Origin of the sequence: Pseudoalteromonas phenolica (assembly GCF_005886345.1) — a bacterium.
Classification (GTDB): domain Bacteria; phylum Pseudomonadota; class Gammaproteobacteria; order Enterobacterales; family Alteromonadaceae; genus Pseudoalteromonas; species Pseudoalteromonas phenolica_A.
Genome location: NZ_PNEC01000037.1, coordinates 1 through 12659, shown reverse-complemented (window position 1 = coordinate 12659; position 12659 = coordinate 1). Strand labels below are relative to the sequence as shown.

The 12659-nt window shown below is 39.6% G+C and carries 12 protein-coding genes and 1 pseudogene; 7 read left to right on the top strand and 6 right to left on the bottom strand.

The features are described from left to right. Positions 1–45: 45 nt before the first annotated feature. Complete coding sequence (locus CWB72_RS13800) at positions 46–390, top strand: hypothetical protein (protein WP_130256660.1); 345 nt, start codon at positions 46–48, stop codon at positions 388–390. Positions 391–471: 81 nt separating this feature from the next. Here CWB72_RS13800 and CWB72_RS13795 read toward each other — a convergent pair whose 3' ends face one another. Next, positions 472–1566 carry an aminotransferase class V-fold PLP-dependent enzyme gene (locus CWB72_RS13795; protein WP_138632391.1) on the bottom strand — a complete coding sequence of 365 codons (1095 nt, stop codon included), beginning with the start codon at positions 1564–1566 and terminating at the stop codon, positions 472–474. A 4-nt stretch (positions 1567–1570) separates the two neighbouring features. Next, a complete protein-coding gene (locus tag CWB72_RS13790; protein ID WP_138632388.1) occupies positions 1571–2743 on the bottom strand; it encodes a PrnB family protein in 1173 nt (390 codons plus the stop codon). A 140-nt stretch (positions 2744–2883) separates the two neighbouring features. Between CWB72_RS13790 and CWB72_RS13785 the strand changes: the two genes are divergently transcribed. From CWB72_RS13785 to CWB72_RS13775, 3 genes are all read left to right on the top strand, one after another. Further along, a complete protein-coding gene (locus tag CWB72_RS13785; RefSeq protein ID WP_138568106.1) occupies positions 2884–3348 on the top strand; it encodes an Lrp/AsnC family transcriptional regulator in 465 nt (154 codons plus the stop codon). A gap of 89 nt (positions 3349–3437) precedes the next feature. After that, positions 3438–3809, top strand: coding sequence for a hypothetical protein (locus tag CWB72_RS13780; RefSeq protein ID WP_138632385.1), 372 nt, complete (start codon positions 3438–3440; stop codon positions 3807–3809). A gap of 99 nt (positions 3810–3908) precedes the next feature. Then, complete coding sequence (locus tag CWB72_RS13775) at positions 3909–5885, top strand: TonB-dependent receptor plug domain-containing protein (protein WP_138632382.1); 1977 nt, start codon at positions 3909–3911, stop codon at positions 5883–5885. A gap of 125 nt (positions 5886–6010) precedes the next feature. On the opposite strand, the gene CWB72_RS13770 is transcribed toward CWB72_RS13775, so the two are convergent. Beyond that, entirely contained in the window at positions 6011–6715 is a 705-nt protein-coding gene (locus CWB72_RS13770) for a S24 family peptidase (RefSeq protein ID WP_138632379.1), read from the bottom strand. A gap of 276 nt (positions 6716–6991) precedes the next feature. On the opposite strand from CWB72_RS13770, the gene CWB72_RS13765 reads away from it, so the two are divergent. The 3 genes from CWB72_RS13765 to CWB72_RS13755 all read left to right on the top strand — a co-directional run bounded on the left by CWB72_RS13765 (position 6992) and on the right by CWB72_RS13755 (position 9364). Then, the gene (locus tag CWB72_RS13765) at positions 6992–7315 is read left to right on the top strand and encodes a helix-turn-helix transcriptional regulator (RefSeq protein ID WP_138632376.1); all 324 of its coding nucleotides are present in this window, start codon (positions 6992–6994) and stop codon (positions 7313–7315) included. A 276-nt stretch (positions 7316–7591) separates the two neighbouring features. Continuing rightward, positions 7592–8494, top strand: a complete 903-nt coding sequence (locus CWB72_RS13760) for a winged helix-turn-helix domain-containing protein (RefSeq protein WP_138632373.1) — start codon at positions 7592–7594, stop codon at positions 8492–8494. A gap of 108 nt (positions 8495–8602) precedes the next feature. Then, positions 8603–9364 carry a DsbC family protein gene (locus tag CWB72_RS13755; protein ID WP_138632370.1) on the top strand — a complete coding sequence of 254 codons (762 nt, stop codon included), beginning with the start codon at positions 8603–8605 and terminating at the stop codon, positions 9362–9364. 128 nt (positions 9365–9492) lie between these two features. Here the strand turns inward: CWB72_RS13755 and CWB72_RS13750 are convergent, their stop codons facing one another. The 3 genes and pseudogenes from CWB72_RS13750 to CWB72_RS13735 all read right to left on the bottom strand — a co-directional run bounded on the left by CWB72_RS13750 (position 9493) and on the right by CWB72_RS13735 (position 12623). Then, positions 9493–9864 (bottom strand): hypothetical protein, encoded by a 372-nt coding sequence (locus CWB72_RS13750; protein ID WP_138632367.1) that lies wholly within the window; start codon positions 9862–9864, stop codon positions 9493–9495. Positions 9865–10328: 464 nt separating this feature from the next. Next, entirely contained in the window at positions 10329–11150 is an 822-nt protein-coding gene (locus tag CWB72_RS13740) for a hypothetical protein (RefSeq protein ID WP_138632364.1), read from the bottom strand. A 394-nt stretch (positions 11151–11544) separates the two neighbouring features. After that, positions 11545–12623, bottom strand: a pseudogene (locus CWB72_RS13735) (IS3 family transposase). Positions 12624–12659: the final 36 nt, after the last annotated feature.

Below are 12659 nucleotides of genomic sequence, written 5' to 3'. Positions count from 1 at the left end.
AAGCAAATATAAAATGGTATTTGAAAACCACTTAAGGAAATTAGGATGAGAAATACTATTTTGTTTTCGACATTACTTTTAGCAGGGTCTGTGATAGCCGGTGAGCACAAAGAACATAATGACCATAAACATATGCATAATGCCAAATGCGGGCATGCCTCAGAGTGGCATATTGACCATTTTGATTATAACCATGATGGTCATGATCACCACACCCACGCAGGACATACTCATGAGGCGTTAACTGAAACGCATAAAAAGCACAAACATGCACACAGTTTAGAATGTGGTCATAAACAGCGTATCGAAAATGGGCGAGTAGAATATAAACATGATGGTCACTGGCACCACCAACATGGCAATCACTTCCATGAAACACATGGTGAGTAAACTTTAAGCTTTCTAGAAAGTTGCTCAATAAATCTATACTTATTGAGCAACTACACATTCATAACTTTAATAAGAAGTGCTCTACTTTAACACTGCCAATAGCTTTAAAATATCGCTTTCGTCATTATAAATATGCGGTGAAACACGCAATCCATGCACTCTGGAATCAATGCTTATCCTTGCCTGTTCACATTCAGTTAAAGCTGCTTCTACTCCAATTTGAGGTTTAATAATCACTGTACCACTGCGGCGATTTCTATCATGAGGTGAAACGACTTGTTCGCCCAAATGTTGGATCAGTAAATCTATTAAGCCTTGGTTATGCTCTCTGAGCTTATCGCCAAGCTTAGAAAAATAGTCAATGCTGTGCGAGGCAAATGCATAAGGGGCAACACTGGGTGTACCACCCCAAAACTTTAAAGCACTGTCGTGATAGGCAAAATGATGAATGTCAAACTCAAATGGGTTTTCGTGAGAAAACCAACCCACATCTTTTGGCGCTAATCGCTCAATATGCTTACTGTTAAGCCACAAATAGGCCGCACCTGGGCCTCCACATAGCCATTTAACACTCGAGCCAATCATAAAATCGGTATCAAGCTCATTCAAATTAAGTGGAATAACCCCCGCCGATTGCGCAACATCAATAATGCTCAATGTGTGATTGGCTTTGGCAAACTTAACAATGTCATTTATTGGCGCGACTTGCCCGGTATTTGAGTAAGCTTGACTAACAAAGACTAGATCGATATCAGCAGTTAAATGTTGCTGCCAAACGTCAATTTGCGTGATGTCTTCATTTTCAGGAATATAGCGAATTGTCGCCCCATCAGGCAGTGCTTTTTGCATCGCAAAGCCCATACTTGGGAAGTCTTGCGCACTCATCAACACCACACTGTTTTCGTTTAGCTCAGGCAAAGCCATAATGAGCTTTGTTAGCCCACTCGATAAATTAACTTGCGGGCAAAACTGCATAGGTGATGAGTTAAACAGTCGCCCTAATGATTGTTGAAACTCAGTAATAATTGCAAGCCAGGCTTGCCACGGCTCTCGACCCGAATCTTGCCAAGGCGATAAATAACTTTGTTTAAAATGATTCTCGGCACTTTTTAGTGGTCTTCCAACTGAGTGATTCAATAAATAGGTGTCACTCGGTAATACAAAATCTTGTTTCATCTGGTTATCTACTTAACGTGGCTTTGAGTTTTTGAATATCATGATAACGAGTAAAAATATCGTCTCGCTGATTGGCGGCACGTCGGTCACGAAGCTTTTCGAGTGAGCCTAGTAACACTGACAGCGGCGGGCCGCTTGCCGTCACCTTATCAAGGTGCTGCTCTGCCATGGAATTTGAAGGCTGCGCAATATACTTTTCAACCAATTGGTTATGATGCTGGGTAGCGCCTTCACCGTGTAACTCGCACACCTCTAAAAATAACGAAACATTCTCTTGATACCAAGAAGCGCCGTGTTGACTTCCAAGATTTAAAAATGAATCCATTAAACTTGTGCGACGCATACAATCGCGCAGAATTTGTTGGTCTTCAGGCATCATATATAAGAATTTGTCCACCAGCATTTGCGAGTAACTGGGCTCATTAGCAACACATAACCCGAGTAGCATATCAATCACATTAATACCGGCAAAGTCCCCGGCATTGGCACCACGATAAACCTGAGAGCCCACTCTATGTGGTTTGTAATAAGGTCTTACACAGTAAAAAAATCGCTCAGTGTCGAGTTTATCGAATAGCTGTTGATTAGATTCAATAACATCTTGCAACGCATATTTCGCTACTTTTAATAAATCGCCTGTGATTGGATGCGAGACACCGAGCGGCAAAATTTTTAGTAAAGCATCGGCAGCGCGTTTGTAAGCTAAAATCCCCTTGGTATTGTAATCAACGAAGATTTTTTCATCTGCTAGATCAGTAAAGCGTTTATAAACACCGTTCACGGCAGTGTTGTGTGTCGTCAAATGTGCAGTAGCAAAACGTGGCGTGACACCAATTGACGCACCAATGTGCATTGCCAGCGTAGAGGCTTCAACGAGTGGAGAGGTTCGCTCTCGACTCGGCTCTGTTATTTCATGGCGTCTGCAAGCCGCCATGTAGAGTCCAACATTGCCGAGTAAATCAAAAGCATTATCAAAGCCTTCGTCAGTATTGCCTTCAGCTACCAAGGCTTTTATTAATTCAGTGCCTTCGGTTTGCAGTTGTTGTTTTAATGTTTCACCGACATTTTCAACGTTGGCTTTGTCTTTTTGTTGCCAATATAAGGCTTCGAGTCGTGAATTTATTTCGCAAAATGAACTGCGGATCCAAGCATCAAACTCTCGTGTACACGCTGTCATACTCTTTTCGTCATTGTTTATTATTTAAGGATAATACTAGCAGCTCAGTGTGATAAAAATTCACCAATAAACTTGATTATTAAACCCCAAATGAGTGATATTCAATAAATAAAAGAATAAAAATAGTGAATAACTCCAATATGAGTATAGATAATAAAGATTTAGCGATATTAGACCTGCTGCAATATCGTGGTCGCATGAGTACAACTGAAGTAGCGCAACAAGTGAGCTTATCTGACACCCCCTGCTTAAGGCGGATAAAAAAGTTAGAGCAAGAAGGCATTATTAAGGGTTATCAGGCCATTTTAGATCGTGAAAAACTCAACCTATCTATTTTGGTATATGCCTTAGTGAGGCTAAATGCTAATTCTGATAAACTCGCCGATGAATTTGAAAGTGCCGTTGAAGCCCTTGAACAAGTCATGGAATGCTCGGTGATCACAGGCAGTTATGATTATTTGCTGAAAATAGTCGCCAAAGACCTTAGCCACTACGAAAGCTTTGTTAAAAAGTCTTTAGGGCAAATAAGTAGTATTGCAGCGATTGAGTCAACCGTGGTGCTTAAACAGACTTTCTCGCGCAATCAATTACCTTTAAAAATATAACACCCATTTAGTATGGCAAAGCTCTCTCGCTCTATTCACTTCCGATTGAAATTATCGTAAAGTAGCGCCGTTAATTACTCGAGAGCTGTATGCCTAAATCATTTTCAAAAGTCTTTGTGACAATGGTTATTTTGATTGCCTTTATTGGGCAAGCGTCGGCTTATAGTTTTATGCCTTCCTTTGAGCTCGAACCAGAGCATTCATCACTTGCACAAACTTATGCCCCAGCTAATAGCGCTTTTTACACAGATAGTGAAACCCCAGATGATTGCTGTGAAGTAGACTGCTGCGAGTCAGACTGTATTTGCCCTGCAAATGCCTGTGCTGCCTTTGTTTTTGTTAGCAATATTGGTTACTTGCAACCAATGATGCGTTTTTCAGACTCTATTATGAACTCGCATTTAAATATGCCAAATAATATTGTCGAGTCGTTATACCGACCACCCATTTTTACCTCTTAGGGCAGATCCCTCCAAAACACACCTGTTCAACAAACTAAGCAAATAAAAATTTATCAATGACAGCTGAACATACTGTCATGTGTACACTTTGAGGTAAAAATGCAATTTAAACTTTCTAAACTGGCTTTGTCTGTAATCCTATTTTCACCCTTATCTTATGCTGGCGGTCATGAAGAGCATGAACACGACCATCATGGTCATGAAAAAAAGGCCATAGAGAAAATTCAGGTCACCGCGTCTAGATTGGGTCGTATAGTCACAGAGTCGGCAACTCGTACAGAAGTGATTATTGGTGAAGAAGTTCAAGAAAAAGCGTTAATGCGCCCTGGTAATATTTCTATGCTTGTTGCTGAAACAGGCGGTGTACGAGTACAAAATACCTCTCCAGCTCTGGGCAGTGCCAACATTCGCTTGCAAGGCCTTTATGGTCGTTATACTCAGTTGCTAAGTGATGGTTTGCCACTTTATGGCGGGCAGACTGCATCTATCGGGCTACTGCAGATCCCCCCTACCGACTTAGCTAGTGTTGAGATCATCAAAGGTTCAGCATCGTCTATGTATGGCGGCTCAGCTCTGGGCGGGGTCATCAATCTGATCTCTCGTACACCTTCTGACGAATTTGAAGGTGAAGTATTATTTAATGCCACGTCAAAAAATGGTCAAGATGTTACCGCCTATTTGGCCGCACCTGTTTCTGACTCAATAGGCGCTTCAATTACCGCTGGTGCACACCATCAAGAAAAACAAGACTTAGACGATGACGGCTGGCTCGATATGGCCTATTACGAAAGAGCGACAATGCGACCTCGTGTTTATTGGTCAGGTGAAAATGGCGCAAATTTGTATATGACTATGGGCGCCATGAAAGAGCAACGAAATGGCGGCACAGATGAAGGAGCGGTCATGCCCGATGGTCAAGCATTTGTGCAAAATCAGGATTCGTTACGCCTTGATGGCGGCTTAATATTTGAGCAACCTTTAAATGACACTCTGAGCTTAAATGTACGTAGTTCATTGATGCAACAAGAGCACGAACATCAATACGGACTTGAATTTGAGGACGACCAGCATAACAGCTATTTAGTTGAGTCATCCATCACGGGGTTTACCAATAAAGCCGCTTGGATTGTGGGTGTTGCATACCAAGAAGAGCAATTCGAGTCAGATCAATACAATGAATTCGATTATAAATTCGAAGTCCCCGGATTATTCTCACAGCTTGACTATAATGCCACTGACGAATTAGCCCTTTCTTTAAGTGCTAGAACAGATTGGCATAGTGAATATGGCACTCAGTTTAGTCCAAGAGTCTCCGCTCTATATAAACCTGAAAACTGGTCAGTGCGTGGCTCTTTCGGTAAAGGCTATTATGCCCCAACGCCTTTTATCGAAGACATTGAAGACGCCGGGCTATCGCGCTTAGAGCCGCTCAATAACTTAGAAGAAGAGACCGCCACGACTGCTTCTGTTGATTTTAGCTATACCATAAATAGCATTGAAACAAGTCTGACATTGTTTGCTTCTGACATCGATAATGTCACTAAATTAGAAGAAACGGGCTGTATCAACTGTGATAAAACGGTGAGAATTGTCAACGTCCAAGGGCAAAGTGAGATCCGAGGTGCTGAGTTATTACTTCGCTTTCGTTGGCATGATATAAAATTCACTACCAGCTATTTATATACCGATGCCACTGAGTACGATGAAATTTCGGGTTCGCGCGCTCCTCTTGCACTAACACCCAAGCACTCAGCCGGAGCTGTGATCATGTGGGAAGAACATGGTAGCCATCTACTTGGTTTTGAAGCTTACTACACGGGCACGCAACAACTCGAAAACAACCCATATCGTGCACAGAGTGACGCCTACTGGCATTTGGGACTTTTAGGGCAGATTACATTTGGTAATGTAAGCTGGTTTGTAAATGCTGAAAACCTGCTAAATGTTCGTCAGACCAAAGACGACCCGCTGGTTTTACCTGAGCAATCAGCAAGTGGCCGCTGGACTACAGATATTTGGTCTCGTAATGATGGCTTTACCGTCAATGCCGGTGTAAGAATTCAATTCGGCGAATAATATACAATAAAACAAAAGGGGCTATCTATGACGAGAACCCCTTTTTTCTAATCCAAAAAGATCGTAAAAAATAACGACAGCATCACAATAATCAGGTTAATACAAAGTTGGAAATTTTGTTGTTTCTAAGCCAAATCTTTCCCAATCCAAACAACTTTACCTATGATCTCTAATTGTTCTAGCTCATTAGGTTTCACAACTTGTTCAACATACTCTTTATTATCACTTATGAGCCTTACCGAGCCATCAAGATATTGCTGTAACCTCTTAGCATAAAGCTCTTCTCCGAGTCTCACTACATATATGAGGCCTTCACTTAATTTTTTATCACTAAGATCAACCAAAATAGAGTTATTATTGTGAATGGTTGGTTCCATTGAATCACCTTTAGCAAAAACAACTGCTAATTCACTTTTTTCTAAGTTTTTATACTCAATCCATTTTTTTCTAAAAGCAAGATGACGAGATATTTGCGTTTGATCATTAAATGCACCATGACCTGCACTTACTGTGACATGGTATCCAGGTACAAGTACAAATTCTTCATTAAAGTCTTCTAACCTTACATTCGTCTGTGCAGGTGAAAAAGAATGTTCAATCGAAGTACTGCTTTGGCCTGTAATAAGCCACATAAGATCGATACTCGCAGTATCAGCAATACGTTCAATAATACTTAATTTTGGATCTTCACCTTTTAAAACTCTTCTCAAGGTGCCTTCTGAAACATCAATTTTTGACGCAAAATTTCTAATACTATCTGGTTTAATTGCAAATTCGACGCGCTCAAACAAACTCTGAAGAACTGGTAATGTAGTTTTATGTTGTTCCATTACTGCTAATCACCTACTTTTTGCTCTAACTCCAATTAGAACGACATTATACAGTCATTTTTTTCATTATCAAATTAACTTATTACGCAAAAATTCATAATTCCACTCTTGCCATGCGTAAAAAACGGATCTAAAATATTTAAAAAATTACGCAAACTATACATTTAAAACGTTATAGAAAGCATTTCATTCTATCTAAAAACGATAAATTAAGCGTTTTTGAGAGGAAATAACACATCCACCTCTCAATTGCGTAATATTTTAAGGAGAAACATAATGACAAAAGTAAATACATTGAATTTATTGTGCAAAACTCGTATTACAAACCAAAAGTACAAACATGCTGAACCAATATGGTCTGGAGCAAGACCTAAATTATCTAGAACGCCAAAAGGTGCAAATTTATTAAAATATGCAAGAAACTTTAGAGGCCTTACTCAAGCTGAGTCGGCAGCGCATTATGGCATTGAAGAAAGAACACTTAGGCGTTGGGAAAACAACGAATATAACCCTAGATGGAATGATGTAGTAGCACTAATTGAAGATGTCTATATGATGGAAGTAATACAGGTACTTGAGGGACTGAGAACTGAACATTAGTATTAAACAAAGCTCCACCTCTATCTCAATCAAGTATTTTCTGCAGACTTGAAGACTTAACATTTTAAAGGGTTGGATGCTAACTAAGACCTACTATTGATAACTTAAAATTAAAGCTTTATAAAAGTATAGAGATTTATTCTTAATATGTGGGAATAACAAATGGCGATTTATCAATTTTTAGATTTTACTTTTTGCGATCAAAGCTATCATTTAGAACGCTCAGGCAAAGTTGTTAACATTCGGCCAAAAACAGCGTAAGCGATTGAGGTGTTTATGAATACACCTCAAACTTTGGTCACAAAAGAGACCTTACATAGAGCATTATGGGGTCAACAGCACAGCCAAGATTACCGTCTATTTCAAGTTATCAGTGAAATACGAAAGCTTGACCCTAATGAACCCCTAATTCGCACTCTGCCCAATCAAGGCTATTATTGGCAAACCAATGTTCACAAGCTGCCTGAAAAGACACCTAGAAGCATAAAAAAATATGCAGTTGCTGCGAGCTTATTAGTTTGCAGCTTTTTAAGTGCAGGAATTATTGTTAAATATAATCACGCCTTGATACCTGCATCACCACCAGCGCTCGGTAGCTACACCAAAGCTGTGTATGCTTACCACGCACAAGACTACGAAACAGCACAAAAGTGGCTGTATTTCAGCTTGCAAGAAAACCCTCACTCACAAGAAGCCAAATTATTGTTAGCTGAGCTCAAGTTCAGTCAGCATCAAATTGCTCACGCCAAACAACTCGCAGAAGAGCTACTCATAGAGAATGAGGCGCAAAGTTATTACCAAGGGCAAGCACTTTCATTACTCAGTCGGATCGCAACGACAGAAAACAACTTTAACGACGCACTAGACTTTGCTCTTCGAGGTAAAAAATCCGCAGAGCAAGGACTTGCAATTTGTAGTGCGCAAATGTTTGATCAACAAATTGCTGCATTGGTTGACCAACAACAAATAGAGCCCCTTAAACAATCAATCGTTACTCAAGCGGTAAAACATCAAGCCACTTCAAAAAAACCTGAAAGCACACAATTAAACGGCGAACATGCACAACTTTGTAAGCAACTCAGACAGCCTGTCACGTCAAAGTTAGAGTGCAAAGATAGTCAATATGAAGCAATGCTCGCTCGTACTCACCTTTCAACAAGAACACAACTAACCACATGAAAATGTTACGAATATATATAATTATAGAAACTTGCAGGTAATTATATTCAACTCAGGGAAATAACTACTTTATAAAGGCGCTTACTTTAAAACTTTAGTGAGTGTCTTATGAGAGCATTTTATACATTATCAATTCTGCCCTTAATTTCTTCAGTCTTTGTTTACGCAAATATAGTGTCAGCAGAAGCCTCAACTCAGTATTTATCGGCTTATACTAATCAAGTGCTAGATAAAAAGTTGAGCACACTACTCGGCCCACAAGCTAAGTTTGAAATCACACAATTCAATAACACATTTGATCGCATAAAAATCGACAACCAGATTTTACTGGCCAGTAAAGATGGGCAGTACTTATTTTGGGGTAAGGTGATTGATACTTCATCTCGGGCTGATCTTATTGAGTTAGCAAATCAGCAACATAGACAAGCACTTGTTGCATCCATCCCAAGAGAAAAGCTCTTAACCTACACAGCAAAAAAAGAGCAACATAAACTCACTATTTTCACCGATATTGACTGCCCTTTTTGCCGGAAACTCCACACTCAAATAAAAGACTTAAACCAACAAGGCGTTACCGTAGATTACGTTATGCTACCGAGAGGAAAAGCAGGCAGCGTCGCATTTATTAAAACAGTTAATGCGTTGTGTGCAGCAAACCCGCAAGCAGCAATGGACTCAGCAATGCATAACGGAAACGTTGAGTCGAGCACCCAAGCCAACCAAACATGTGTTAACAACCTTAAAGCGCAACAAGCCTTGGCACAAACGTTTGGATTTAGCGCGACCCCGACCATTTTATTTGCTAACGGCGAAATAGTACCAGGTCTTATGACTATAAAAGAGATATTAAATAAGCTCAATACGCTTTGAACGTCAAGAAATGACAGCTTAAGTTATATATTGATATTCAAGTTTATTTTAAGAAGTAATTAGGACAAAACTGTAAACAAATTACCTGTTCATACTTACCTTTAAAGCATGGATGCCAAAAGGCTAACTTACATCGTTACAGAATAAACTGAGCCTTCGCACCTTAAATATTTTTCGCAGCCATTGTAGTACAGGGCTGCTTTACATTGATTATAAACAATCCCATTACCACCCATTTTTTGTGCCTTAACTTTTAAAGTACGCTGTAATTTACTTTTAGGTGGTAACTTACCCAATTTATCATTTTGGCAGAAGTCGGTTTCAACTTGTCCAAGAAATTGAGTTTGATAGCTGAAAATTTCACTCGATCCGTATACATTTACACCACTGCTTCGAATTTCAGTTTCAGCCTTGGAGTTTAAGTAACTACCTAAATTTGTTTTTAAAGTACATGAAGCAAGTAGAAACACTGACAAAACTAGAAAAACTTTTTTCAACATCTATACCTCTATTTGAGCTTTATATCATTACTCGCTTAATTGACATCAAATAGCAAGCAAAAATTAGCAACGAACGAGCGCAAATCAGTTAGAAACTGCTAGTGTCAGGTGTGGCATTGGCAACAGTTCTACTTACCTCCTAGAGGTATACTAAGTAGCCTATATTCAATGGCGAATAACATTGATTTAGCACTTGGGTATTTTAATAAATGATAGTGATTGTGCATCAAACAATAGGCGTGTATTGCCCAATTAAATCTGTCACAAGCCGACCCTAAAACCCCCATTAGAATTGCAAAATCTTGCCAATCTCTAAAATGGCTTTTCATTCATTACCACGTAATGTGACATGATAAAGTGCCACCTGAAAACTACAAACGCAATGGTCTAATCATAACGGGTGAATACACAACAATGAAAAGGCTAAAGAATACGCTCTGTGAGCGCATTCTCAATACAATTACTTAAATCTCGATTTCATCGACATTTTGTGCAATCTTTCCCCCAAGTTTTGTGACTATTTTGTCTCTTACTTGAGAGTAAACTTCTTCATTTAACACCGCACTTTCCGTGCCTTTAAAGATTTTAGTATCTGAGCTTTTAAACTCAAAAAACAACACCTTGGTAGAGTTTTGCGTGCTATCAAAATAAAACGCCCCCAAATTAACAGCTACATCGCCATCAGCCTCTCTGGCGCTTGCAATTTGAAAGTTTCCGTTACCTTGATGGTGCGAATTACTATCAAATAATACTAGCTTGCCATCTTTATCTGATAACGCCTCTAGCGCTTTTAATGTCTCTTGTACTACCGCCATTTCGTTTTCTGATGCGATAGCTTTTAATACATCAAGAACCACTTTGTCGACAGTAAATGTAGAGCCAGAGACTTGATATTCTGAGAAAGAAAAGCTCTGAGCAACCCAACCAATTTTTTCAAGGGTATCAATATAAAACTTATACCAGGCTTCGGTATCTTTGTACCTATCATGCTTTTTAGTCGCCGCCAGTTGCGCTAGTAGCGTCGAGTTCAGCACATCTTTTTTGTGCTGAGCACTGATGCCATCAACAAAAGTAACCAAGCTACCGTTGTTAACATACGCCCCTTTACTGTCAGATTCGATTTCTTTACTGGCTCCGGTAGAGGTAACAAAGTTAGCAACTTGCAAAGGCACAACTGGCTCATGCAACTCTAAAGAGTCCATAAAGTCATGTGCTTGCTGAATTTTTTCCATTGGTGCTGGATGGGTGTTTTTTAGTACATCCGGGTTCGAAACTTGATCATTCATAAAATCATCCTTTTAAGTTTTTAAACAAATCGAATTCACATTGAAATCCACTTAAAAGCTAGTTAAGACACTTTAATTTGTCGATTACACAGGGTTACACCTACATATGTAAAATCCAATCACTTTCAGCAGCAAGTCCAAACAAAGTCAGCATCAGATCCAATATAAAATAGCTGCCCATTCCGACCCTATTTAGCAAGTTACTCAATACTGCCATATCTGCTGGCGAAGATACTCCATGCTGCCTAAAGTACCTTGTTTGCACCTGTGAAGATTTATTTGAGTTAGCCACGAAATGCCCCCTGTATTTTGGAGCTGTCATCTCTAAAATTTTATGCTTTCAGGCTGCATTAATGTAACTCCACCCAATTTAGTACAGCTCTTTTGTAGAATTTTATGCAGCCTCGTGGTAAACAATTGGTGTCATATCACCAATTGAATCATGAGGTCGCTCATAATTATAAATATCTATACATTCATCTGTGATTTAACGTACTTCTTGTAGTGACTCAAACAAGTATAAATCTAGCACCTCTTCACGATAACTTCGGTTAAATCTTTCCACAAAGCCATTTTGATAAGGACTACCTGGTTTTATAAACTCCAACTTGATGTTGTTTTCTATAGCCCAAGTTTCAAGCGCCGTTGAGGTAAATTCAGGGCCATTATCGACTCTAATTTTTTTTGGTTTACCTCGCCAAGCGATAATCTGTTATAATGTCCTAATCACTCTTTCTGCCGTTAAACTGGTATCAACTTCAATGGCTAATGCTTGTCGGTTGAAGTCATCGAGTACATTGAGTGTTCTAAAACGATGTCCATAGCTTAATGCATCACTCATAAAGTCCATTGACCATGACTCATTATGCTGTGTTGGAGCACTTAATGGCTCTGGCGTTCTCGTTGGTACACGGCGTTTTCCTTTACGTCTTAAATTCAGTTTTAGCATGTTGTAAACTCGTTCAACACGCTTCTTATTCCAAGGTTTCCCCTTATTGCGAAGCCTTTTAAATAGTTTGGGCAGCCCCCATCTTTGGTGACGTTCAACCAATGCTAGCAATGCGTCTATAACCTCATCATCTGATGGCCGTTTATGTTTGTAATAAAAAACTGAGCGGCTTAGCCCTGCCACTTCACAAGCAAATGCGACACTGACGTTAAATTGAACTTTTAAATGCTCGACCCAAGCTCTGCGTCTACTTGTTTTTACAGCTTTTTTGCGATGATATCCTCAAGCATCGAGTGCTTTAAGCTCAGCGTTGCAAACATATCTTTTAGCTTACGGTTTTCTTCTTCAAGTTCTTTAAGGCGTTTAACATCCGAAGCTTCCATACCACCATATTTTGAGCGCTATTTATAAAATGTGCTTTGGCCGATGCCATGTTTGCGGCAAATTTCAGGCACAGGAATACCTGACTCAGCTTCTTTGATCATGCTAACAATTTGGGTTTCGGTAAACTTGCTTTTTCTCATCGTAAATTTTCCTATTTTAACCTGAGCTGCGCATAA